Source organism: Microcoleus sp. B4-C2, from assembly GCF_036705265.1.
Taxonomy (GTDB): Bacteria; Cyanobacteriota; Cyanobacteriia; order Cyanobacteriales; family Microcoleaceae; genus Microcoleus.
In genome coordinates this window covers 1-25,467 of sequence record NZ_JAUBUB010000015.1, presented here as the reverse complement: position 1 = coordinate 25,467, position 25,467 = coordinate 1, and the positions used below count along the sequence as shown (strand labels likewise).

Below are 25,467 nucleotides of genomic sequence, written 5' to 3'. Positions count from 1 at the left end.
AATTGCAATACCTCTGGTAATGGTAGTTGTTTTGAGCGTGTAGAGGTGATTTGTCAGCACCTGTAAGACCTCCATTATAGTCTTATGAATCCCCGTCTATGAAAGGGCTGGGGAGATGTCAAATAGTAGCTCACAAAGGCAACTGCAGGAGAAAGGTGCTGCCGGAACCCAATTCGCTGCGGGCGCTGAGGCTGCCGCGGTGTGCGCGGGCGATGGTTTGGGCGATCGCCAATCCCAGTCCCGAACCGCCGGTATTGCGCGATCGATCGCTGTTGACTCGGTAAAATCGATCGAATATTCGCTCTAAATCTGCCGCCGCTATCCCAATACCGGTATCTTGAACCTGAACGATCGCCTCGATGTGATTGCAATCTAAAATAACTGTTACTTTCCCGCCCGCCGGAGTGTATTGAATGGCATTAACAATTAAATTAGCAACTAGGCGATAAAGTTGGTCGGAATTGCCGACAACATTTAATTGCTGCTGCACTCGCACTTCGGATGTTAGCGCTACCTTAGAAGCGATCGCCAAAGCTGCCAATTCCTCTACTAAATCGCTAACAAGGTCATTCAAACAACACAATTGAGGGCGATCGCGTATCACTTGATTATCCATGCGAGCCAGTAGCAGCAAATCAGCCACTAACTGAGTCAGTCGTCGGTTTTGGCGATCGATCGTCCGCAAAATTTCCTGCGCTTCTTTTTCATCTAATTGAGGCGTCAACAGCGCCGATTCTACAGTCGCCTGCGAAGCCGCTAAAGGCGTCCGCAATTCGTGAGCAGCATCCGCTGTAAACTGTTGAATTTGTCGGTAGGAAGCATAAATCGGTTTCATGGCTAATCCTGCCAGCCACCAACTAGAAAAGCCTACTAAAATTAATGCTGTCGGCAATCCCAACTTTAAAATTAATTTGACTGTACTGAGATAATCGTTGAAGTCTTCCAAGCTCCGCCCCACTTGAAAATATCCCCAATCTTCCTGATTATTGGTGTGCAGCAATACAGAAATTTGGTGATAAATATTGCCTTGGCTGTCAGTGATTGTTTGCCAATGTTGTGAGTTAAATGTCGGTGGCAATTCTTCGGGATAAGCGCCTGCTGTAGCAATCAAATTTCCTGAATTATCAAATAAACGGATATAGTAAAAGCTTTGGTTTATAGCGCTTAAAATATGGCGATCGGGCAACTGTTGTTTATCTTTAATGCCGTTAACTCCAATTACGCGGAGGTTGGGCAAAAGATCATTGACTATTGGTTCTAGGCGTCCGGGCTGCTGCAATTTTGTTTCTAGGCTGTCGTGTAGCGTCCCCGCTACTGATTCTAATTCGCGGTCTATGGCTACCCAGTGAGCATGGGCGATCGCCTTGTATACGCCAAATCCCAACAAGCTTAAAATCAAACCCATTACTGCTGCATAGGAAATGGCTAATTGCCAGCGAGTTCGGTTAAATAGTTTATTTTGATTCACCTTTCATATCTTGCTAGTAATTGGTAATTGGTAATTGGTAATTAGTTGAAGATGATATTTTTTTATCTACCGCAGAGGGCGCAGAGAACGCAGAGGAGGAAAAAAGAGAGAATAAGGTTAAGAAATCCGGTTCTGAAACCCTGCTTAAGTCCTATTAAAATAAAAGTTTCCAGGTAAATACTACATTTTTTATATTTGACTGTCATGCCAAATCCTCATGTTTTAGGAGTTCTGCATATTCGCTCATTCCGAGTTCCGCAAGTTGTCGGTCTTCTTCGGCAAATTCGCTGTAGAGTGCAGCTAAGTTAGTTTCATCGATTGCTGGAATAGTAACTAATTTAGCACGAAATTTCAGGAAAGCAATAAATTCAAATACTTGTTTTAGTTGTTCTATATCGAGCTTTTCTAACTCTTGTTGGATTAAATCTTTCATGGCAGTCATTTTTCCGATCGAGTTTTCTATATTATAGCCAGATACGGGAAACGAGGTATATTCCCCCCGCCGTTGCCCCTACTACTTTAATTTCTCATGCGGTATCCGACGCCGTGTACAGTTTCAATTAAATTCGCACAGCCAACTGATTCGAGTTTGCGCCGCAGCAAGCGCACTTGAGCTGCTACCACATTGCTAAAGGTATCTGCACTCGCTTCCCATAGCTGATTCCGAATTTGGTCAGTGGTGATAATTTGGTTGGGATGTTTCATAAAGTATTCTAGCAGTTGAAATTCTTTGTTTGTCAGCGAAATTATCTGATTTTTGCCGTGGGTATCGACATGACAAGCAGTGCGATTTCCGCAGTCGAGAACGAGATTCCCTACCTGTCTCTGTTGTGGTTGAATTTGGGGCGATCGCCTTTGCAAAGCCCGCAATCTTGCTAACAGTTCCGCCATCCCAAACGGCTTGACTAAATAATCGTCAGCCCCGGCATCTAGTCCCGCAACTTTATCTTCCATTCGGTCTTTTGCTGTCAGCATCAATACGGGCAGGGCGCTATGTTTAGCACGCAATCTCCGCAGCAGTTCCAATCCTGACAATCCTGGTAGCAACCAGTCAAAAATAGCGAGGGTGTATTGCGTCCACTGGCTGTCTAAATATTCCCAAGCTTCACTGCCATCGAGGGCCCAATCAACTATATATTTTTCCTGCTTTAAGGTTCGCTCGATCGCTTTCCCTAAATCGGGCTCATCTTCAACTAGCAAAACTCTCATAACTCTAATTTATAGCGGTAAATCTTTATACATTGTTAGCGATCAGCAGCATCTACCCCAACATCTAACATCACATACTGAGATGAAATCAGCATGAAATTTTCTAATTTCGCAGAAAAAAATGACTGTTGACAATTATTGACAACAAGCGGGAAATGTCTTATACTCAAACCCAATCAAATTTTTGAGAATATTTTTCAATAACTATGACAGATTTATCCGATCGTCCCGCCATGAAAAAGCCGGGGCGCTGGAGTCGCCGCCAACTGCTACAGCTAGGAATAGCTGGGGCTGGGGTAGCGGGCGGCGCGATCGCATTGCAAAACATGACCCAAAAACGATCGGCATTGGCGAGAATACCGCCCATCCCCGCAGATGCACTCACCATCAGCAATATCAACCCGATGCAAATTGCGCGGGATTTTGATTACGGCACGGTGACGCGCGAAAACGGGCGCACGGTTCGGGAATTTCGCCTAGAAGCTAATACTTCGGTCGTCCAACTTAACAGCGCCGTCGCTTTCAACACCTGGAACGTCAACAATCGCGTGCCGGGGCCGACATTGAGGGCAACAGAGGGCGATCGTATCCGCGTCATTTTTTATAACAAAGCCGCAGATTCTCATTCGCTGCACTTTCACGGCGTTCATACCAGCGAAATGGATGGCGTTAAACCAGTGAAACACGGTTCGGTATTTATTTATGAATTCGATGCCAATCCCTACGGAGTGCATCTATATCACTGCCATATTGAGCCTGTAACTCGTCATATAGGTAAAGGACTCTATGGAATGTTCATTATCGATCCGCCAAAACCCCGCCCTCCCGCAGATGAAATCTTGTTAATCATGGGAGGATACGACGTAAACGACGACAAAACCAACGAACTATACGCTTTTAACGGGTTGCCCAATTATTACATGAACAACCCGATTCCTATTTACCGAAATCAGCTAATCCGGCTTTACGTTCTCAACCTGATTGAGTACGAAGCGGCAGTGACTTTTCACCTGCACGCCAACTTTTTTGACGTATATCGCACAGGAATGACTTTGACTCCCAGTGAAAGAACCGATGTAATTACAATGGGAGTAGCTGAAAGACATATTTTAGAATTTACCTACGGCTACGCTGGAAAATTTATGTTTCATCCCCATCAAGATGATATCGCCGAAGCAGGCTGCATGGGGGTATTTGAAGTCATCACTTAAACCAAATCCTGCTACCACGGTGCGCCGATTCAAATAAAGAAAGTATGAAATTATTTGACAAGCTCGATCGCAAATAGGTAGAATGAATAGCTCGCAAATAATTGAGAATTTTTCTTAATAACTTGTGAGTCCAAATGCACATAACGTAAAAATTAGCAACAGCCATGTTATCAACATTTCGTTTATTACTCACATCTTGCACCATTCTTAAGAACAGGCAAGATGCCTGTTCCACAAACAATGACTTTTCTTGTGGGGTGGGCGTCCCCAAGAACAGGCAAGGTGCCTGTTCCACAAACAATGACTTTTCTTGTGGGGTGGGCGTCCCCAAGAACAGGCAAGATGCCTGTTCCACAAACAATGACTTTTCTTGTGGGGTGGGCGTCTCGCCCGCCCGTAGCAGGGTTGTTGCAAATGTTGCAAGATATCGTTTATTACCCACAGCCACGGCTACAGCCATCCTCGTTGCTCTCGCTGGTTGCGCTTCCCCCACAGCCAGCAACACCGACAGCACAGTCTCACCCGTTGCCACAGCCAGTCCCGCCTCCACAAGCGGTCACAGCGGGAATCACGGCGGCAAAGGCGGCATCAACATCAATACAGCCATTCTTTCAGAGTTAGATAAACTCGAAGCCAAGTTAGGAGTACCGGCACTTTCTAACAAGATTCAAGCCAGCCGCCCTTACGGCAAAGTTGAAGAATTAGTCTCAAAAAATGTCATTACTCAAGCCCAATTCGACCAAATCAAAGACTTGGTAACTATTGAAAACGTGGCGCTGACAGGGGAACCAAAAGATGTAGACTACATGACTAAACTCGGCTTGATGAAAGGGCATCTTATCGTAGCAAAAGAACTCTTGGATCAAGGCAAACCCGACCAAGCCGAACCGCACATCGGCCATCCAGTCGAAGAAATTTATGCCGATGTGGAAGATCAGCTAAACGAGCGTAAAATTCCCGAATTTAAGACTACTTTAATTAAATTGCAGGATTTAGTTAAAGCAGGTGCAAAAGATCCGGCTCAAGTGAATGCGGAATTTGACACATCAATGCAAGCAGTGGACGGAGCAATTGCCACCCTCCCCGAAGCGCAGCGCAAAGATCCGAAATTCGTGCTGCAAGTGATTAACGGCTTGCTAGATACAGCTAATTCCGAATACGGAGCCGCAGTTGCTAACGGCAAAATTTCCGCAATTATTGAATACCAAGATTCGCGGGGTTTTGTCATGTACGCGGAAATGCTGTACAAAGATATCGCCGAGCAAGTGGCTAAAACCAGCCCCGAAATTGACAAAGCAATTGTTGCAAACATGACGGAACTGAAGGCAACTTGGCCAACTGCGATCGCACCCCCCGCCCCAGTTAAAACAACCGAACAAGTCAACCAGCTAGTTAAAAAGATCGAAAGCGACAGCCAAAAAGTTCTCAAACCCGCATCTTAAAAATATCACTCTCATCAAGAGCGGTAATTGGTAAATAATCTGCCAATTACCTCGCTCCTTAACCAGTCCCATTCCCACCATGAAAAAATGAATTTTGGCGAAGCATTGCCCACCTTTGTAATTACTCTCCGCGAAGGAGTCGAAGCCGCCTTAGTTGTCGGCATCGTTCTCGCTTGCCTCAAAAAATCAGGACAAAGTTATTTAAGTCCTTGGGTTTTCGGCGGAGTTGGCGTGGGAATTATTGCCAGCGCTTTGATAGGTGTAATGTTCGGCTGGACAATTCAAATTTTGTCCGCATCCAATCAGCCTTTTGCACCGATTATGGAGTCGCTGCTAGAGGCAACCTTTGGAGTTTTAGCGATCGCAATGCTGAGCTGGATGCTGATTTGGATGACTAAGCAAGCGCGATTTATGAAAGCCGAAGTTGAAGGTGCTGTGAGTGCTGCCTTAACGCAAAATTCTCATGCCGGTTGGGGCGTATTTAGTTTAGTTTTGATTGCCGTTTTACGCGAAGGGTTTGAAACTGTTTTGTTTGTCGTCGCCAAGTTTCAACAAGGGATTATTCCGGCGATCGGCGCTTTGGCGGGCATTCTCTCAGCCACCGCACTGGGTGTCCTGCTGTTTAAATGGGGAATCAAAATTAATATCCGCCTGTTTTTCAAATATATGGGTATTTTTTTGCTATTTATTGTAGCGGGTTTAGTGGTATCTACATTGGGACTTTTTGACAGCGCGGTGAATATTTTATCGCAAACAAATCGCGAGTCAGCAGCGCTGTGTTTCTATTACGAAAGATTTACTAAAATCCACTCTTGCATTCTCGGCCCAATGGTCTGGAATACCTCGAAACTGGTTCCAGAAGACAAGTTTCCCGGTTTGCTGTTGAGTGCGTTGTTTGGCTACACGGAGAAGCTCTATGTCGTGCAGGCGATCGCCTATTTCGTCTTTTTAATTACCGTCGGTGGCATCTACTTCCAAAGTCTGGCAGGTCGAGTGTTTTTCCCGTTAAAAAAAAACTCAGGTAACGAAATAGGAAATTAAGTGTGATCGAAACGCGATCGGCTTTTTAGCGGAAATGCAAGAGGCAGTTGTTTGTTGCTAATAATTAATGCGCCCATAAGTTAGAGCGCATTAGGAAATCAGCCATCTATTGATTGAAGGTAAAACGACCGTCAACTTTTTCTCCGTTAATATCCGCAGTCACTTTCACTGGATACTGACCGGGTTCATTGCCGGGAAACAACACAGCGTAATGTTTGCCCTCAGCATCATACTTGAGAGCTAGGGTTTGCTGCTTTCCACTCGGCAACTGCACTTGAGCCGTCACTTTCGCGTTAGGAACTGGTTCCTTTTTCTCCCCTTTTAGCAAAAATAAATCTAAATGAGTTCCGGTAGCTTCTTTGTAAGGTACAAACTCTAAATGGTAAGCTCCAGACTCCACAACTTGCCCCCCTTGAGTTGCTTTTCCAGGAGCAGTGGCGGGAGGCGAAGACGCAGGTTGAGAGGCGACAGGAGGGGATGCTGGAGTGGTATTTGGATCGCTTGCTTGGTTATCGTTACTGCAAGCTCCCAAAAACAGCAATCCGACACTACCTAGAACAATTAAATTTGACTTAAGCGATTTCATTTGTTTGACTCCTTGCTGACTGACAATAATTAGAAAATATCACACATTAGCTACCTTCCCGTCTTCAATAACGGGCTGAGGTTTTTGAGGTCGTAAAAAATGCCCAAATTGAGCATACAAAGCTGGCAAAACTAACAAAGTTAAGGCTGTAGAAGTAAACAATCCACCCAACACCACAACCGCCAGAGGTTGCAAAATTTCTTTGCCTGCGCCTGTACCAACTACCAGGGGAACCATGCCTAAAGCAGAGGTAAAAGCTGTCATCAAAATCGCCACCAATCTTTCCATCGCACCTTCTTTAATTACTTGCTTGAAAGGCATTCCCTTGCTTAGTTTTTGATTGAAATTATCCACCAAAAGCAAACCGTTACGAACCGCTACACCAAATAAGGTGATAAAACCCACAAGTGAAGCTACAGAAATAATGCCACCACCGATCGCAATCGAGAAAATTCCTCCTACTAATGCCAGGGGTAAGTTAATCATAATCATCACCGCACCTGCAAAAGAATGGACAGCAAAGTACATCAGCACCGCAATAATGACTGTTCCTAAGCTACCAAATAGGATTATATTTTGGGTAGCTCGTTCTTCTGATTCAAATTGTCCACCATACTGAATAAAATAACCTGAAGGCAAGATTACCTGCTGTTGTACGTTGGTCTTAATTTCATTAACAACTGAGCGTAAATCTCGTCCTGACACATTCGCAGCCACAACCAATAAACGGGAAACATTTTCACGGTTGATGGTATTAGGGCCAGTACCGTATTCAATTTTTGCGACTTGTGCGAGTGGGATCTTCTGCCCAGAAGGAGTATCAACTAATAAGTTACGAATAGTATCAAGATTACTGCGACTTTCCGGTTTCAACCACACCAATAAATCAAATAACTGCTGTTCTTTAAGGACTTGAGATACTACTTTCCCATTCAAGGCAGTTTCTATAGTTTCTGTAAGACTTCCAATGGTAAGTCCGTAACGTGCAGCCGAAGCTCGCTCAAATTTAATCTGTAACTGACGAATGGGAATTTGTTGTTCTAACTGCAAATCAACAATACCTTTTACCTCGCCCATAGCTGTTTCCACTTCCTTCCCAATCGCTCTTAATTCTGTCAAATCAGGCCCAAAAACTTTCACTGCGATCGCACTTCTCACTCCTGAAAGCACTTCATCCATCCGATGCGAAATAAAGCCTCCCACGCTGGTAGCCACACCCGGTAATTTATTAAATTCCTCTCGAATTTTGGCAATACTTTCTTCTCGCTTTTTAATGCCAATATCGCTCAGTTCTACATCCAAATGTCCTAAATTTACCCCTCCGGCATCAGCATCACCGGGCGCACGTCCCGATCGCAATTGTACTGCTGTAAATCGAGGGTCATCTTTGAGAGCATTCTGCATTGAAAGTCCCATATCATTAGTAGCAGACAGGGAACTCCCAGGATAAAGTAACATTGTATTAACTAAAGATCGCTCTTGAAATTCTGGTAAAAATACTCTTCCTAGTGAGGGAAGCACAATTAATGAAGCAATAAAAGCAGCGATGGCTGGCAATAAGATGAATTTCGGACGATTAATTGCCATATTCAAAGCAGGACGATAAAGCCGTTGGCTAAATGCCGACACCCAAGTATCATCCGATGGCAATTGACGATTTGCTAATAAGATAGCGCAAAGAGCAGGGGAAAGAGTCATTGCTACAAAAGTAGAGGCCATAATAGAAACTAAATAAGCCACTCCCATTGGGGTAAATATTCGCCCTTCTACTCCTGTTAAAGAAAAAATCGGCGCAAATACAATAACAATGATTACTGTAGAGAAAATTACACTCGTGCGAACTTCTACCGAAGTGCTATAAACAATTTCAAAATCATCTTTAGGCTTGCCATCTACTTGATTTTTCTGCAATCCCCGATAGCAGTTTTCCATATCCACAATTGAGTCATCCACAACAGAACCAATTGCTACTGCCAATCCCCCAAGAGTCATAGTATTTATGCCTTCCCCAAACCATGATAAAATCAACATTCCTATCAGCACCGACAAGGGAATGGCGCTGAGAGTGATGAGAGTTGTGCGCCAATTCATCAAAAACATCAGCATGATTATTGAAACAATAATGATGCCATCTCGTAGGGAATCGCGCACATTTTCAATAGCAGAATCAATAAAACTTTCTTGGCGAAAAGTTACTTGTACTTTCACATCCTGGGGTAATCCGGCTTGCACTTCCTCCATTGCTTGTTCAACTGCTCTGGTCACGGTTGGAGTATCAATTTGAGGCTGCTTGTTTACCAGTAAAACTACTCCTCTCTCACCATTAACACTACCATCTCCTCTAGCTAGTGCTGCTCCTAATTTTACCTCTGCCACATCGCGTAATTTGATGGGTTTTCCATCCCTAGATATTACTACTGATTCTGCCAATTCTTCAATGGTTTCAATCCGACCTACGCCACGAATAATTTCTTCGCGATCGGGTGTAATCAAAAATCCCCCAGACGCATTGGTATTTGATTGCTGTGCCGCTTTGGTCACATCTTCTAAAGAGATATTAAATGCAGTTAATTTGACTGGATCGACTAAAACTTGATACTCTCTAACATCACCTCCATAGGCAATGACTTGTGATATTCCCTGCACAGCAAGTAATCTGTTAGTGACATCTCGATCGACTAACCGTCGCACTTCCATTAAATCAGTATTTGGCTCCTTTCCTTCTGCTTTTAGGGTGAAGGCATACATTAAAATTGTGGCAATCGGAGAAGATACAGGAGATATTTGTGGTTCTTCAACACCTTGAGGCAACTTGGATCGGGTTTGCTGTAAACGTTCAGCAACTAATTGTCTCGCTTGATAAATATCTGTATCGGCTTTGAAAATTACTCGAACAACTGAAATACCTACCGCCGAAGAGGATCGCACGGTTTCTACCCCCGGAGTTCCATTGACTGCGCTCTCAATTGGTAAAGTGATTAAAGACTCTACTTCTTCAGGGGCCAATCCCGAAGCTTCTGTTTGAATTTCTACTTGAGGCGGGGCAAAATTAGGAAAAACATCAAGGGGCATTATAGTTAAATTATAACTACCCAAAAAAGTGACTATTATTGCAGCGATTACAACTAGCCAACGTTGAGCGATCGACCATTTGAGGATTGAGTTGAGCATGAAGTGAAATAGTGGTAATTATTATTTGAGCTACTTTGAAATCAGAATATAAAATTAGGATCAAAAGCGGATTATTCGCCGAAACTATGTTTATTAAAGTTAAGGCTAATGGTCACACTTTATTAGTTCCCACCACTTTCCGATCGCTCTTGCGGCGACCAGCCACAACCCCAACTAAGAAAGCTACAGTACATAAGATTGTTCCTCCTGCTACTCCCGCCAACCATAGAGGCATTGGAAAATTATTAAAACTAGCCTCTATTCCATTGGGAGTTAATGCCGTTTTTTCCTCAGATTCTGAATGTTTACTATCACCTCGCAAAGATTGAGCATAAAGTTGAGGAGCGCGTTGAGTAACTATTAAATCTCCCTCAAATAAACCACTTTTAACCTCTATTAAATCCGCGGAAGTATTACCTAAAGTAACTTCAACTGCTTGAAAAGCATTGCCATTTTGCAGGTAAACCAACTGCTTCCCATTAGCTTCTACAATGGCTGAGGTAGGAATTGCCAGAACTGGTGTTGTAGTTCGACTGGTTAATATTTCTAATTCGGCAAACATATTCGGTTTGAGGACACCATCACTATTATCAATTTCCGCTTTGACAGGAATAGCCCGGTTTTCACCTTCTACCACAGAGCCAATTAAGTTAATTATTCCGGTGAAAGTTCGGTTAGGGAAACTAGCAATTTTTACCATTACTTTTTGACCAGACTGGATTTGATTCAGGTCTTTTTCGTAAATATTTGCTGTGGCAAAAACGCTGCTGTCGTTTAAGATACTCATCAGCGGTTTTTCCGCCGAGTTTACTGATTCTCCGGGGGTGATTTCGCGATCGGCTACCGTGCCCGAAATCGGAGCAACTACGGTAACGAGTCCTCGATCGTTGGCAACAGTTCCTAATTGTTGCAGTCGCGCTTGATAGGCTGCATCAGCCAAGCGAATGCGCGACTGAGCGACTTCGACGGCAGTTTTGCCGCGTTTGAGTTGGTTCTCGGCTTCTAGGACTTCCCGACGGCTCAGAGCTCTGGTAAGTTGAGCTTTTGCGTCTGCTACTCTGCCTTGAGATTCCCGCAATTCCCGCATCGGCAGGTCTACTTCGGCTTGTTTAATTTCGGTTTGGGCTTTGATAACTTCAGGACGGCTTTTTGCCTTAGCAACAGCGGCTTTTGCTTCTGCGAAGTGGGCTTGCGATTCCAGCATTGTGCGCCGCGCGATCGCCCCAGATGCCACTAATTCTTTGTCGCGATCGAACTGTTCTTTAGCCACTGTCAGTTCAGTTTCTGCCCGCGCTATTTCTGCTTGCGCTATTTCAACTTGACGCTGATAGTTTTCTTTAGCGGCTTGCACTACGGAACGATTATTTACTAATTCTTGTTCTTGCTGGTACTGCTTAGTTACCGCTGTTAATTGGGTTTGGGCTTGGGCGATTTCTGCTGCGGATATTTGACTTTGGCGATCGTAATTTTCTTGAGCTAACTTAAAGTCAGCCTGCGCCTGCTGCAAATCCCCTTCAGCTTCGGCTCGTTTCGCGATCGATTCCACACGCAATTGCCCTAATTCCGCACTCGATAAAACAGCAACAGGTTGACCTTTTGATACTTTGTCACCCGGTTTGACTAGCAACTCAACCGCTGTGCCGCTGACGGGAGCCCGAACTTCAACTTTTTGGTTGGGTAAAGTCTCAATTTGTCCGGTAGTTTTAATGCCCACAGCCAATCGCTGAGCTTTCACTGACTCAACTTTAATTCCGATCCGCTTCCATGTTTCCGCATCAACAGAAATAGTGGCTGGAATTTGAGTCGTTTCGCCGCTTTGGTGAAATTCATCTCCGTGTCCCGCGTGGGCCAAAACGACAGCCGGAGAACTTAGCAAAATTAGGCTGAACAACGTTCCAGAAAAGCTGCTAATAATTGCCGGACATTGAGCATATTTGTGGAATATCATCGTTGGCATTGTCCTTGAAATCAGGTTGAGTGCCACAGGTTTAGCAGTTGGTATTTTGCCAAGGTAAGTAAGTGATACCCATTAAGTAAAGTTACTTATTAGCATTTTCCAAGAAGCGACCGCTAAGCAATGACCAAGAGCTAGAAATGCTCTACTCAACCTAGTATTTCACGGTCAAATGAAATTAGGATGAAATTTCGCATCAGCAGCCCAGATGCCCACCAGCTTCTAAAATACGAAGATAAGTTTCGCCTAATGACAAGCGATTTTGCTGTAGATTTTTTTCCGGTTTTTTTATCTCTGCTCGCGCTTCAATTTCGTTGGTCAATGCGCTCACTAGCTCATCTACGGCTGCATTTGATTTATAAGTGGTGTTTAATTCCAAGCTATTCAATATCATAAACTACCCTCTCTATCTATATAGCTTTTTGCTGACCTATCTACTACTTTAGAGGTAGGGCAGAGCAATTGTCTACAGTATTCTTACGTAACTTCTACTACTTTAGAGGTAGAGAGGCTCAATTATCTACAGTATGTGTAGGTAATCTCAGGAAACTGAGGTGGAGTCAGACAAATGCTGACAGCCACAGTCGAGCTACATTACTTTGTCTACCAAGGTTGTCGCCACTTTTTCATTTGCTCAATTTCTTCCTTTTGTGAAGCAAGTATTTCCTGAACATTTGACCTAACGTGATTCATGTCACTCATGTTGTGGATTTGTGTCATGTTTTGTTTACGGTAGCTAAATTACTGTTTATACCAACCTTGGCGCCACTGTTTCATTTGCTCAATTTCTTGCTTTTGCGAAGTCAGAATTTCTTGAGCTAATTTCTTCATTTCCGGGCGTTTTGACTTCTTCAAAGCATCTTCAGCCATCACTAAAGCTCCTTCGTGGTGAGGAATCATCGCATTGATAAATCGCAAGTCAAATTGCTCGTCAGCGGCCCCTAAATCCATGCTCATCATCATGCTTTGCATTTGTTCGGGAGTCATTGCCATCATGTGACCCATGGGAGCGTGATAAGCCATCGGCGTACTGCTGGCTTTGGGATACCAAGTTTTTCGCCACTCTTTCATTTGATTGATTTCGCGGTTTTGAGCAGCAATTATATCAGTGGCAAGTTTTTTCATTTCCGGGCGTTTGGATTGTTTAAGCACATCTTGAGCCATGTTTACAGCACCTTGATGGTGTACTGTCATGCCATCAATAAATCGCAAATCGTAGTCGGCATCAGCAGGGCCTAAATCCATTGACATATCGTGATTCATGCCATGATTCATGCCATGATTCATGCCACCCATGCCACCGCCTTGTACCACGTCTTGCTTGTTGTTTGCTTCGGTTGCAGCCGTAACATTTGGGGCGGGAGTTTCACTGGAAGGGGCATTTGAACAAGCTGCAAGCACTCCACTGGTAAAAGCGGCTGTGGCGGTCAACATCAGCGCTGCAAAGCCTGTTTTTAATGAAATTGGTTTCATAGAGCTTATATCCTTAAAATGGCCATTTATTTTCAGTTTTTCACATATAAATGAAATTAGGATGAAATTTTTGAGTCGGACGTGTAAAGAATTATTGCTGTGCCATTATTTAAACACGTAAGGTGCGCACTGCGCACCCTACAAGTAAAGTGAGTCTGTGCGTAAGTTCTAGCAGTAAAACTTAAGATTTAGTTCCGAATTCCCCTTGACTCTCCTGCGTACTGGAGACTTTATAATGGAGTTAATTCATTGATTGAGCAGAGTAGTTTCTGCTGAGGTTCAAATTATGACTTTACAGCTAAAAGTGCCTAAGATGGCTTGTTCTGCTTGTGCGACTACAATCACAAAAGCAGTCCAAGCCATTGACTCAGCCTCAACGGTTGAGGCTGATCTCAAGACAAAATTGGTCACGATTCACACCGCTAAGTCAGAAAGTGAAGTTAGGAAAGCGATCGCATCTGCTGGCTATCCAACTATTTAAAGACAAAGGGTAAATGTCTCATTGAGGAGGGCATCTATGGACAATCTCACACTTAAATTGCGGGGCATGAGTTGTGCTTCTTGTGCTTCATCTATCGAACAAGCAATCCAATCTGTTCCCGGCGTAATTGAGTGTCATGTCAATTTTGGGATGGAACAAGCAACCATCCAATACGACTCCAAGCAAACCGACTTAGAAACAATTCAATCTGCTGTTGATGATGCGGGATACGAAGCTTTGCCGCTTCAAGAAATGGCGGCGCCAGAGGATGATTCCGAACAAGCCGATCGCAAATCTGAATCTCAAACCTTGCAGCGGAAACTCTGGACAGCAGGTATCATCAGCATCCTGCTAGTTGTGGGCGCTATTCCAGCGATGACCGGCTTGCACCTGCCATTTATTCCCGCGTGGCTGCACAATTATTGGCTGCAATTAGTCCTGACATCCCCCGTACAATTTTGGTGCGGCAAGTCGTTTTATGTGGCAGCTTGGAAATCCCTAAAACGGCGGGTGGCGACAATGGATACTCTGATTGCCTTGGGTACAAGTGCTGCTTACTTTTATTCTGTATTTGTGACATTTTTCCCAGGTTTATTCACAGCCCAAGGTTTAAATTCTGGCGTTTACTACGAAGTTGCCGCCAGCGTTATTGCCTTAATTTTGTTGGGGAAAACCATAGAAAATCGGGCGAAGGGAGAGACTTCCGAAGCCATTCGCAAACTCATGGGTTTGCAAGCAAAAACTGCTCGAATAATTCGCAACGGGGAAGAGTTGGAAGTGCCGATCGCCCAAGTGGAAATTGGCGACATCGTGCAGGTGCGGCCGGGAGAGCAAATCCCCGTAGATGGAGAGGTAATTGAGGGGGCTTCGACGGTAGACGAAGCAATGGTTACGGGAGAAAGTTTGGCTGTCAAAAAGCAGCTTGGCGACGAAGTTATCGGAGCCACAATTAATAAAACTGGCAGTTTCAAGTTTCGGGCGACAAGAGTTGGCAAAGATACATTTTTAGCTCAAATTGTCAAGATGGTGCAGGACGCACAGGGGTCAAAAGCACCGATCCAAAAGTTAGCAGACCAAGTGACTGGTTGGTTTGTTCCTGTAGTAATTGCCGTCGCTTTAGCTACTTTTATTATCTGGTTTAACGCGACGGGAAACTTCACTCTCGCCACAGTAACAATGGTGGAAGTGCTGATTATTGCCTGTCCCTGCGCTTTGGGTTTGGCGACTCCGACTGCTGTGATGGTGGGCACTGGGAAAGGTGCAGAAAATGGGATTTTAATTAAAGGAGCCGAGAGTTTAGAATTGGCTCATAAAATCCAAATTATCGTATTAGATAAAACTGGAACTCTCACAGAAGGCAAGCCAACTGTTACTGATTTTGTGACAATTAAAGGAACGGAGAATAGCAATGAGTTAAAGTTGCTGCAATTGGCGGCGTCTGTAGAGCGAAATTCGGAGCATCCTTTGGGCGAAGCTGTTGTTAGATACGCTCAATCTCAAGAGGTTAATTTGACGGATGTTAAGGATTTTGAGGCGATCGCGGGGAGTGGCGTGCGCGGGGTTGTAGGCGGAAAGTCGATCGCCCTGGGAACGGTGAGGTGGATGCAGGAACTAGGCTGCGATACTGAATATCTGGAACTGCGCGCGAGAGCTTTGGAAGCTGCGAGCAAAACGGTTGTTTGGATGGCTGTAGAAGGCAAAATAGAGGCAATTCTGGGCATTGCGGATGCTCTCAAACCGTCGTCCGCACAGGCGGTGAAAGCACTTCAAAAACTCGGTTTGGAGGTGGCGATGCTGACGGGGGATAATCGCGCGACTGCGGAGTCGATCGCCCAATCCGTGGGCATTACTCGCGTTTTTGCCGAAGTTAGACCCGACCAAAAAGCAGCTCAAATCCAAGCCCTGCAACGGGGAGGAAAAATTGTCGCGATGGTGGGAGACGGGATTAACGATGCACCGGCTTTGGCCTTAGCAGACGTGGGAATTGCGATCGGCACCGGCACCGATGTGGCGATCGCCGCCAGCGACATTACCTTAATTTCAGGCGATTTGCAAGGCATAGTTACAGCAATTAAACTTTCCCGCGCCACCATGCGGAACATCCGCGAAAATCTGTTTTTTGCGTTTATTTACAACATCGCTGGAATACCGATCGCTGCTGGCATTTTGTACCCCATTTTTGGCTGGCTGCTAAATCCAATTATCGCCGGTGCAGCAATGGCTTTCAGTTCAGTCTCTGTAGTTACTAATGCTTTGCGCTTGCGGAATTTTCAAGCCAAATCTAGTGCATAAATTTGGAGGAATGAGAAAAATGTTACACCATCGTAAAATTTGGGGAAGTCTCGCGAGTTTAGGACTTGTGATGGGAATTGCATCGGGAGTTCAAGCTTCCGAAATTCCCGTCCAGCATTCTACTTCAACGACTCAATTCCGCAGCATTGAACAGCCACTAGGTTTAAAAGTTGGCGTCACAATAGGTGGTTTGACATTAATAGGTTTAGAATTGTGGTGGTTTTTGTTCAGTAAATCTAAAGGGCAGCAAGCTGAATCTATTCAGGGTATACAAGAGTTGAATATTACTGTAGACGGGGGTTATGAGCCTGCCACTGTAGTTGTGAAAGCAGGTCAATTAGTCAGGCTCAATTTCTTGAGGCGCGACCCCAACAGTTGTCTTGAAAAAGTGTTGTTACCAGATTTTCACATTGTGCGAGAATTGCCTCTAAATCAGGTAACGGCTGTTGAATTCACCCCTCAAAAACCTGGACGATACCTATTTACTTGCGGCATGAATATGTTTCGGGGTGTGGTGGAAGTACAAAGCTAAATCAAATAGACAGTTGTCAACCTGCGGCAATTGCGACGGTTGAGGCGCGAGTTTTTTCAGCAAGAAATCGCTAAAATAGATGAAAGCTTAAAAAATTTGGAGTGAGCTAAATGCAACTACTACACACGATGCTCCGAGTCGGCAACCTGGAAGAGTCCCTCAAATTTTACACTGAGGTTCTGGGCATGAAATTGCTGCGGCAAAAGGACTATCCAGACGGTAAATTTACTCTGGCTTTTGTGGGCTACGGCGATGAATCCGACACTACAGTTTTGGAATTAACATACAACTGGGGCGTCGAACAGTACAATTTAGGGGATGCTTACGGTCATATTGCGATCGGCGTTGACGACATTTACGGTACTTGCCAAGAAATTAAAGCTCGTGGTGGTAAAGTTAGTCGCGAACCCGGCCCGATGAAGCACGGTTCAACAGTCATCGCTTTTGTGCAAGACCCAGATGGATATAAAGTTGAATTAATTCAACTGGAAAATCAAGGTAGCAACACTCAGAAAGTAGCAGCAACAACCGCATCTTAGAGTTCGTCCTCTAGTCCTGGTAGGGTGCGTCAGAAACAATTTTTTTGAGTTAAGTTGAAACTCTTTCTCTGACGCACCCTACTGAGGGGATTTAGGGGGTTTTTAACACTTTTAATGCGATCGCACCGACGGTACAAACTGCTGCAAATATATTTTTTGCCACAAGACAGAAAAACTGCTCCCTATTTGGCTTAAGCTATCAAATTTAGGAATTAATTTAGATTCTCGGCGCTTGTCTAAAGCAGCGATCGCCGAAAAAAATATAGCTAATACTAACAAAAATACCAGCATTACACTAAATAAAATATTCCAACAAACTAGAAATTCGCTTGTGTAGCTGACGGTAAACAGCGAGTTAATCACTGAATCCGATAAATACAAGAGCAGCCCTACTGAAAACCACACCCCGAACAATACCCATGTCCATTTAAAGATATCTGTTGCAGTCTTGTGATTTTTAGACACAGAAAGTTCTAAATCTCTAATTAGGCTGTTAATTTTGGATGTGACTTCATACAAAGTATATTGCAAAGAATCTCTGAGAGAATTTAGCTCGTTGTCGAGGTTTATGCACTGCTCGGATGTGCTTTTGTCAAAACTGAGATTTTGAAGTTTATTGCGGTGCACAGACAGTTTATGACCTAGGGTGTAATCCCATTTTTGCAGCCGCTCTATAGTCAAATACAAAAGTTCCCTATTTGCATCTAACAAGCTCTGGCAATCTACGATCGACTTAACTAACTTGCTGAGATTGTTGATATACTCCTCTAAAGTATGTTGGTATTCCTTTTGTTTAGCTGACAACAAACTTGCGAGTTCGACATCCCGATCGCCGCACAGCGCCAAAGCCTCACAATACAAGTCGTCAATTTCCATTTTACCGAAATACAGTGACGCTTTGTACTCCTCAATTTCGGGAAGAGTCAGGGATTGTAAAGGCTTATATTTTACCTGAAATTTATATAGGATCGCTGTCAGAATCTGCGCCGATTTTTGCTCCAGCTTGTCTTTGTAGGGTGCTAAAATAATGGCAGCTAGATTTTTGACTTTCGCTTCCGGGTGGTGCAGGAAATCAAAAATTTTGGCAAGTATTTTGGAGAATTCTAAGTCATTAAAATTATTTTCCGCAACTTCCAAAAAGTTTGTTACTGCTGCATCGTTTTCGGCATTAAATTTGTAGGAATCCCTAAGTGCGATCGCAGCAAATACTCGATCGATCCAAAACAGATATTCCTCGCAATCCATTGGCAGGCTCGGCAGCAGCCAGCTAGGGCCGTACACCCAAAAATCGAGACAATTCTCATATTCCTTACCGCTGTCATGTCTGCGGCTGTCGTCCAAAGCAAATTTGTTGCTTGCTAATAGTTGAATTTGCTCTTCTACAACCAGCCGCTCAATTTCCCCTGCATTGATTGTGGAATTGACAGCACCTTCCTTGCCTTGTTGTTGCCCTACTTCATCCAACCACATTGACTTAATACTAACAGCCGCAGACCACCGAATTAAAGGAGTCGAGCCCCCTCGTGCTTCCTGTTCTAACGCCGCCAGCAGATTTTTGCTAAAATTACTTGCTCTAGCCGTTCTCTCACTTGATATCAGCCCCTCTCGCACCTTCCCCAATGCTTGAATTGCCAAAGCGCGAAACAGCAAATTCGGATGCGGTTTTCTGACGGATTCCGGTATATTTTCTCTGAATATTCCGCTGTTGGGTACGCCCAAAACTTCAGCAAAAGGCTCGATGCCGCACTGTTGCAGGATTTTTTCAACTAGGTTTATTCTTTGCCAAGGTTGAGTATATTTAGTGAGAGTGAAGATTAGCGCTGTGCCACTGCACCCCATTGACTCAGGGATGTTAGTGCGATCGAGTTTCCACATATTGCTCGTCATAATTTGTCGCCATGACAATTGCTAGATATGGAGGCCGTTGTTGGATGCTGAATTCAGCATTACATTTACTGTGGCTTTTTGTCAATATTAGTCCTGGACGCATAGGGAGTTATAAACCCGGTTTCATGAGTAAATTTATTATAACTCAATCCTAGATTTTCCCTATAAACCTAGTTGATCGAGACCAATGTGCGTCCCAAACTAAATATATTATCTTGCATTAATCGGTGAAATGTCAAAAAATTTGGTTGAGTTGAGTCACAAAAACCAACCTACTCTCGTCATTTCTTGGTCGGAGCTTTTAAGATTTTGTCGCTCACCATTTTGTCAACGATTAAGTCGCTGATAATTTGAGCTCCGTGGGAGGTAAAGTGCAAGCCGTCATTATTTTTTACATAGCCTCGCTTACCCGATTTATTAGCAACTACTGGAACAAATTTTCCGCCTTGTCCAAATGTCTCCCAAGTAGAAATAAATTCGATTTTTGATGAAGATTTACTAGCAGTTTTATAAATATTGTTCATGATGGGAAAAGCTTTGAGATAGGAAGATTTGTTGGGCATCGATTGACCGACCCAATACACTTTTCTCACGGATGACGAATCCAGTAAATTGGCATATTTTTCAACTCTTTCTTGATAAGTTTTTTGCCATTCTTTGCTCATAACAGCCCGGGCTTTTCCTTGAGAATCTATAATATTTTGACGGTCATTGGCTCCAAACAAAACTATCACTACATCCGGCTGGTAATTATTAAGAATTTGTCTAGTTCTGGCATACCAGTCATAATAATCTATCCGATTTAATCCTGTCGAGACCTTGTAGTCAATTTTAGTATCGGCGATATTGTATTTTTTCTTAAGAGTGTACTGGAGTTTAATTCCTAAGTCGAACATCACGGAATCTCCAATAAATAAAAATCTGCGATATGGTCTGGTCAGTTTAGGTTTAGCTGGCGTTGGTTTTTTAGCTGGGGTTGGTTTTTTAGCAGTAGCAGGCTTTGGGGGTTCAACTGCCGCTTTTATTTCGGTTTTTGTTTCGGTTTGGACAGGAGGAATTTCTGGTTCTTCGGGGAGGCTATCGAAGTTAATATCTTTAATTTTGCTCCAAAAATCTTGTTCGGATTTTCGGAAACCGTCTATTTCGATCAGGCGCGCTGCTTGTTTGATTTCTGGACTGGCGAAAGGAGTTGAAGCAAAGCTTTTTAGAAATAATGATAAGTTTGAAAATATTAAAGTGAGAATTACAGAAGTAACAATCAGCAAAAATTCCCGGTCTTTCATATTTCTTAGAAATTAAAGTAAATAAAAGGCGCGACGGTACTTGGGCCCAACATCAAGATAGTATACACGAGCAGCGAAACTAAGACAACCCGAAAGAAAATGTTTTTTAATGACAATACTGTTTGCAAGAGTTGGGAGATGCGATCGCCCCACAAGTTGATCGCGCCAATGACTCCAATTACTAAATACAATTGCCAAAAGTTAAATTGAAAAGTTGTGACTGCAGGATGGACAATTCCTTCAAAAAAGCTCACCGCCGTTTCCCAGTTGGGAGTGCCGAAAAATACCCAGCTACAAGTAACAAAAGTAAATGTTAACAACCAACTGCAAAATTTAGCAACTCTGGGAAAGGCATAGTCTAATTTAAAGTGGATAGCTTGGGGGATATCTTTACATAAATGGTTGATAATTAATCCTAAACCGTGAATGGCTCCCCAGAAAACAAAGTTTAAACCTGCCCCGTGCCACAATCCACCGATCGCCATTGTCATCAGTAAATTTACGTACTTCCTCAACTTGCCGTATTTGTTGCCGCCAAAGGGAAAGTAAACGTAATCCCTCAGCCACTCGGAAAGACTGATGTGCCACCTTTTCCAAAATTCTTGCAGGCTGAGCGATCGGTATGGCATATTAAAGTTGGCAATGGGTTTAAAACCCAGCAAACAGGAGATGCCGTTAGCTAAATCCGAGTAGCCGCTGAAATCTACGTAAATTAGACAGGAATAGGAAATTGCCGCGAGGATTAAATCGATGCTGCTGTACTGCTGGGGGACTTTGAATGGCAAGTCAGTGAAGTTAAACAAAAAGCTCGATAAAGTATATTTTTTGAAGAGTCCCGACAAAATCAAAACTATAACTTCTTCAATTTTATAGTCGTATTTTTCCGGTGAATTTAGCTGCCAGTAAAATTCGCGAGCTCGCGAGATTGGCCCGGAGGCAATTTGGGGAAAGTAGGTAATGTAGGTGGCGTAATCTACAAATTTCGGACAGGGGATTTTTTGCTGGTAGCAGTCGATTAAATGGGAAATCATTCTAAAAGTGTAGAACGACACACCGACGGGGGCGATTATTTGCAAAACTTGAAAGTTGGCTGGAATTTGTAGCTGGTTCAGTACCTCAAATAAAGAAGTTACAAAGAAGTTGGAATATTTAAAGATGCCGAGATTGCCAATGTTGAAAATTAGACCGGAGATTAAAGCAAGTTTTTTATATTTACCGTTGCAGATAACCCGGATAATGATATAATTGTAGGCTGTACATAAAACGAGGATTAAGAGAAAGTCGAAACTCCAAAAGGAATAAAATAATAAACTCGAAACTAACAAGACAATTTTATACAAATCGACTTGGGGTTTCACAGAGACGATCGCGCTAAAAATAATTAGGAAAAATACTAAAAATTGGTAAGTGGGAAATAGCATAAATCTCAGCCGATAAAAAATCTTGTTTGTGGCAATATTTTTATAAGTACGGTCAGCGAACCTATCCCGAAGGGAATCGCCAGAGTCGGTCTGAACGCACCAAATTTCGGGGTGGATTGCGGACTGTAAGCTTTTGCAACACGTCAATTAGGTCATAACTTGCGCCGTAGTTAACCGCACTCATAAATTCATAATCCTGTTTAAAGATTATGATGGTTGTGAGACGATGTATTAACGAATAACAACAGGAATCCCCTTGATTGCGAGGAACCAACGTGCAGCCAACAGACCCTAGCAAATTTACAGATCAAGCCTGGGAAGCCATTGTCAAATCCCAGGATGTAGCCCGCCGCTTTGCCAATCAGCAGCTAGAGGTTGAACATTTAGCCATCGCCCTTCTCGAACAGCAAGGTCAGGCCAACAGCATTCTCAGCAAAGCTGGAGTCGATGCCCCTCGCTTGGCCCAGCAGTTAGATGCTTTTGCCAAACGACAGCCCAGAGTTGCCAACGCTGACCAACTATACCTCGGTCGCGGCTTAGAAGTGATGTTAGATGTTGCCGAGGCCACCAGGGCGACTTGGCAAGATAATTTTATCGCCGTTGAACATTTATTAATTGGTTTAGTAGAAGACGAACGAGTCGGTCGCAGGTTGCTGACAAAAGGCGACGGCCCGCCTGGTCGCCCCGGTTACGATCGCAAACCCCCAGCCGGTACACTCGATCGACCAAAACTCGAAGAAGCCATCAAATCTTTCCGCGCCACTGCTAAAACCCAAGAAAAAAATTCCGAAACGGGGAAAGGCAGCCGCAGCAACGCTAAAGCCCAAGATCAAGATGGCGAAGCTAACTCCGACGCCCTCAGCAAGTACGGCCGCGATTTGACAGAAGCCGCCAAAGCCGGCAAACTCGACCCAGTAATCGGCCGCGACGAGGAAATCCGCCGCGTGGTACAAGTTCTTTCCCGTCGCCAAAAAAACAATCCGGTGTTAATTGGCGATCCCGGAGTCGGAAAAACTGCGATCGCCGAAGGTTTAGCCCAGCGAATTGTCAACGGTGACGTACCGGAATCTTTGAAAAATCGCCAGCTATTTAGCCTCGACATGGGCAGTTTAATTGCTGGGGCAAAATTCCGGGGCGAATTTGAAGAACGATTGCGGTCTGTCCTGCGGGAAGTCATCGATTCCGACGGGCAAATTGTCCTATTTATTGACGAATTGCACACGGTTGTCGGGACTGGTGGCGGCGGCAGTTCCGGTTCGGGAATGGATGCGGGAAATTTGTTAAAACCAATGTTGGCGAGAGGCGAATTGCGCTGCATCGGCGCCACAACTCTTGACGAATTCCGCAAGAATATTGAAAAAGATCCAGCCCTAGAACGCCGCTTTCAACAAGTATTTGTCGGCGAACCCAGCGTAGAAGATACTGTTTCGATTTTGCGCGGATTGAAAGACCGTTACGAACGCCACCACGGGGTAAAAATTACTGATTCGGCCCTGGTAGCTGCTGCAACTCTGTCTTTTCGCTATATTTCCGATCGCTTTTTGCCGGACAAGGCGATCGACCTGGTAGATGAAGCAGCCGCCCACTTGAAAATGGAGATTACTTCTAAACCTGTGGAATTGGAAGGCATTGACCGCCGGGTGATGCAGTTGGAAATGGAAAAATTGTCGATCGAAGGGGAAGGAAAAGGTACTCTAGCCCCTGGGCTCGGCTTCCGCGTCGAACGCATCACATCTGAGATTGACATCTTAAAAGTTAAGCAGGAAAAATTGTCCTCTCAGTGGTTGGGCGAAAAGCAGTTGTTGGATGCAATCAATAAATTGAAAGCAGAAGAAGACCAACTGCGAGTCCAAATCGAACAAGCAGAAAGGGCTTACGATTTGAATAAGGCCGCACAGTTAAAGTATGGCAAGTTGGAAACTGCGGTGCGCGATCGCGAAGCGAAAGAAGCGGAACTTTTGAAACAGCAAGCTCAAGGTTCTTCCCTGCTGCGGGAAAAAGTTACTGAGGGCGATATTGCGGAAATTGTCGCTAAATGGACGGGCATTCCGGTTAACCGGTTGTTAGAATCCGAACGCCAAAAATTGCTGCAATTGGAAAAACACTTGCACCAAAAAGTCATCGGTCAAGAGGAAGCTGTAACAGCCGTGGCGGCGGCAATTCGGCGCGCTAGGGCGGGGATGAAAGATCCGGGGAGGCCGATCGGCTCTTTCTTGTTTATGGGGCCTACAGGCGTCGGAAAAACTGAGTTAGCGCGGGCGTTGGCGGAGTTTTTGTTTGACAGCGATGATGCGATCGTCCGCATCGATATGTCGGAATACATGGAGAAGCACAGCGTTTCTCGGTTGGTAGGAGCTCCTCCCGGATATGTCGGTTACGATGAAGGGGGACAACTTTCCGAAGCAGTGCGGAGACATCCTTATTCGGTGGTGCTGTTTGACGAAGTGGAAAAAGCACACCCCGACGTATTTAACATTTTGCTGCAAGTGTTGGATGACGGCAGAATTACCGATTCTCAAGGTCGAGTGGTTGACTTTAGAAATACCGTAATTGTGATGACTAGCAATATCGGCAGCGACCACATTTTAGACGTGTTTACTAAGAAGGAAAAAACCGTCAAAAAACCTGCTAATCGGAAGCAGGAAACGAAAGATTTGTCAAGTCAAAAGACAGATTATAAAGTGGCGGCCGATGGTACTGTTGAGGTGTCGGCAGAGCGAGTCGATACTGCAGAGAAGAGTGAAAATGAAAATTTATTGACTCAAGAACGGGAGACAGACCAAGAGTACGAACAGATGTTAAAACGGGTGATGGCAGCGCTGCGATCGCACTTCCGGCCCGAATTTCTCAATCGGGTGGACGAGATAATTTTGTTCCACACTTTGAGCAAGGTCGAACTGCGGCAAATTGTCAGTATCCAAGTGAAGCGGATCGAGCGTTTGTTGGCCGAGCAAAAAATCACTTTGGAACTGTCGGATGCGGCGAAAAACCATATCACAGATGTCGGTTACGACCCGGTTTACGGCGCTCGTCCCTTGAAACGCGCTATCCAGCGGGAGTTGGAAAACCCGCTGGCTAACAAGATTCTGGAAAATGCGTTTGTGGAGGGTGATACAATTGCGATCGACTGTGAAAATAACTCTTTGCAATTTCGCAAAAAAGAGTCTCGTCCGGCGCTAGCAGGTAACAGTTTGTAGTTGCCGAATAGTTAGGAACAGGCAAGATGCCTGTTCCACAAATAATCCATTTTCTTGTGGAACAGGCATCCTGCCTGTTATTGAAAATTAGGAACAGGCAAGATGCCTGTTCCACAAATAATAAGTCTTCTTGTGGAACAGGCATCCTGCCTGTTATTGAAAATTAGCAACAGGCAAGATGCCTGTTCCACAAATAATAAGTCTTCTTGTGGAACAGGCATCCTGCCTGTTATTGAAAATTAGGAACAGGCAAGATGCCTGTTCCACAAATAATAAGTCT

General features: G+C 44.3%; 20 protein-coding genes. 9 read left to right on the top strand and 11 right to left on the bottom strand.

Annotated elements, in window-relative coordinates:
• Positions 1-130: 130 nt before the first annotated feature.
• The 3 genes from rppB to rppA all read right to left on the bottom strand — a co-directional run bounded on the left by rppB (position 131) and on the right by rppA (position 2,677).
• On the bottom strand, positions 131-1,468 hold the full coding sequence (gene rppB, locus QUB20_RS07560) for a two-component system sensor histidine kinase RppB (protein ID WP_333245203.1): 1,338 nt from the start codon (positions 1,466-1,468) through the stop codon (positions 131-133).
• A gap of 202 nt (positions 1,469-1,670) precedes the next feature.
• The gene (locus QUB20_RS07555) at positions 1,671-1,901 is read right to left on the bottom strand and encodes a hypothetical protein (protein WP_333103822.1); all 231 of its coding nucleotides are present in this window, start codon (positions 1,899-1,901) and stop codon (positions 1,671-1,673) included.
• An 86-nt stretch (positions 1,902-1,987) separates the two neighbouring features.
• Positions 1,988-2,677: a two-component system response regulator RppA gene (gene rppA / locus QUB20_RS07550; protein WP_333245200.1), complete on the bottom strand. Its 690-nt coding sequence runs from the start codon at positions 2,675-2,677 to the stop codon at positions 1,988-1,990.
• Between the two features lie 206 nt (positions 2,678-2,883).
• On the opposite strand from rppA, the gene QUB20_RS07545 reads away from it, so the two are divergent.
• The 3 genes from QUB20_RS07545 to QUB20_RS07535 all read left to right on the top strand — a co-directional run bounded on the left by QUB20_RS07545 (position 2,884) and on the right by QUB20_RS07535 (position 6,371).
• Positions 2,884-3,888 carry a multicopper oxidase domain-containing protein gene (locus QUB20_RS07545; RefSeq protein WP_333245197.1) on the top strand — a complete coding sequence of 335 codons (1,005 nt, stop codon included), beginning with the start codon at positions 2,884-2,886 and terminating at the stop codon, positions 3,886-3,888.
• Between the two features lie 164 nt (positions 3,889-4,052).
• Positions 4,053-5,330 carry a helix-hairpin-helix domain-containing protein gene (locus QUB20_RS07540; RefSeq protein WP_333245194.1) on the top strand — a complete coding sequence of 426 codons (1,278 nt, stop codon included), beginning with the start codon at positions 4,053-4,055 and terminating at the stop codon, positions 5,328-5,330.
• A gap of 87 nt (positions 5,331-5,417) precedes the next feature.
• Complete coding sequence (locus QUB20_RS07535) at positions 5,418-6,371, top strand: FTR1 family protein (protein WP_333245191.1); 954 nt, start codon at positions 5,418-5,420, stop codon at positions 6,369-6,371.
• A gap of 106 nt (positions 6,372-6,477) precedes the next feature.
• On the opposite strand, the gene QUB20_RS07530 is transcribed toward QUB20_RS07535, so the two are convergent.
• The 5 genes from QUB20_RS07530 to QUB20_RS07510 form a co-directional block, all read right to left on the bottom strand.
• Positions 6,478-6,957 carry a hypothetical protein gene (locus tag QUB20_RS07530; protein WP_333245186.1) on the bottom strand — a complete coding sequence of 160 codons (480 nt, stop codon included), beginning with the start codon at positions 6,955-6,957 and terminating at the stop codon, positions 6,478-6,480.
• A gap of 39 nt (positions 6,958-6,996) precedes the next feature.
• Positions 6,997-10,128, bottom strand: coding sequence for an efflux RND transporter permease subunit (locus tag QUB20_RS07525; RefSeq protein ID WP_333245184.1), 3,132 nt, complete (start codon positions 10,126-10,128; stop codon positions 6,997-6,999).
• 112 nt (positions 10,129-10,240) lie between these two features.
• Complete coding sequence (locus tag QUB20_RS07520) at positions 10,241-12,076, bottom strand: efflux RND transporter periplasmic adaptor subunit (protein ID WP_333291279.1); 1,836 nt, start codon at positions 12,074-12,076, stop codon at positions 10,241-10,243.
• A gap of 202 nt (positions 12,077-12,278) precedes the next feature.
• Positions 12,279-12,476: a hypothetical protein gene (locus QUB20_RS07515; RefSeq protein ID WP_333245177.1), complete on the bottom strand. Its 198-nt coding sequence runs from the start codon at positions 12,474-12,476 to the stop codon at positions 12,279-12,281.
• A 347-nt stretch (positions 12,477-12,823) separates the two neighbouring features.
• Complete coding sequence (locus QUB20_RS07510; RefSeq protein WP_333245174.1) at positions 12,824-13,555, bottom strand: DUF305 domain-containing protein; 732 nt, start codon at positions 13,553-13,555, stop codon at positions 12,824-12,826.
• 286 nt (positions 13,556-13,841) lie between these two features.
• Between QUB20_RS07510 and QUB20_RS07505 the strand changes: the two genes are divergently transcribed.
• The 4 genes from QUB20_RS07505 to gloA all read left to right on the top strand — a co-directional run bounded on the left by QUB20_RS07505 (position 13,842) and on the right by gloA (position 17,399).
• The gene (locus tag QUB20_RS07505) at positions 13,842-14,036 is read left to right on the top strand and encodes a heavy-metal-associated domain-containing protein (protein WP_333052874.1); all 195 of its coding nucleotides are present in this window, start codon (positions 13,842-13,844) and stop codon (positions 14,034-14,036) included.
• Positions 14,037-14,072: 36 nt separating this feature from the next.
• Positions 14,073-16,328, top strand: a complete 2,256-nt coding sequence (locus QUB20_RS07500; RefSeq protein WP_333245170.1) for a heavy metal translocating P-type ATPase — start codon at positions 14,073-14,075, stop codon at positions 16,326-16,328.
• Between the two features lie 19 nt (positions 16,329-16,347).
• Positions 16,348-16,860, top strand: a complete 513-nt coding sequence (locus tag QUB20_RS07495) for a cupredoxin domain-containing protein (RefSeq protein WP_333245167.1) — start codon at positions 16,348-16,350, stop codon at positions 16,858-16,860.
• Positions 16,861-16,970: 110 nt separating this feature from the next.
• Positions 16,971-17,399, top strand: a complete 429-nt coding sequence (gene gloA, locus QUB20_RS07490) for a lactoylglutathione lyase (protein WP_333245164.1) — start codon at positions 16,971-16,973, stop codon at positions 17,397-17,399.
• 111 nt (positions 17,400-17,510) lie between these two features.
• On the opposite strand, the gene QUB20_RS07485 is transcribed toward gloA, so the two are convergent.
• The 3 genes from QUB20_RS07485 to QUB20_RS07475 all read right to left on the bottom strand — a co-directional run bounded on the left by QUB20_RS07485 (position 17,511) and on the right by QUB20_RS07475 (position 21,990).
• Positions 17,511-19,286, bottom strand: a complete 1,776-nt coding sequence (locus QUB20_RS07485; RefSeq protein ID WP_333245161.1) for a hypothetical protein — start codon at positions 19,284-19,286, stop codon at positions 17,511-17,513.
• Positions 19,287-19,567: 281 nt separating this feature from the next.
• Positions 19,568-20,569 (bottom strand): DUF459 domain-containing protein, encoded by a 1,002-nt coding sequence (locus QUB20_RS07480; protein WP_333245158.1) that lies wholly within the window; start codon positions 20,567-20,569, stop codon positions 19,568-19,570.
• Between the two features lie 5 nt (positions 20,570-20,574).
• Positions 20,575-21,990 (bottom strand): MBOAT family O-acyltransferase, encoded by a 1,416-nt coding sequence (locus QUB20_RS07475; protein WP_333245155.1) that lies wholly within the window; start codon positions 21,988-21,990, stop codon positions 20,575-20,577.
• Between the two features lie 275 nt (positions 21,991-22,265).
• On the opposite strand from QUB20_RS07475, the gene QUB20_RS07470 reads away from it, so the two are divergent.
• Together QUB20_RS07470 and QUB20_RS07465 are read left to right on the top strand one after the other, a co-directional pair.
• The gene (locus QUB20_RS07470) at positions 22,266-25,187 is read left to right on the top strand and encodes an AAA family ATPase (RefSeq protein WP_333245152.1); all 2,922 of its coding nucleotides are present in this window, start codon (positions 22,266-22,268) and stop codon (positions 25,185-25,187) included.
• 26 nt (positions 25,188-25,213) lie between these two features.
• Complete coding sequence (locus QUB20_RS07465; protein WP_333291277.1) at positions 25,214-25,354, top strand: hypothetical protein; 141 nt, start codon at positions 25,214-25,216, stop codon at positions 25,352-25,354.
• Positions 25,355-25,467 lie beyond the last annotated feature (113 nt).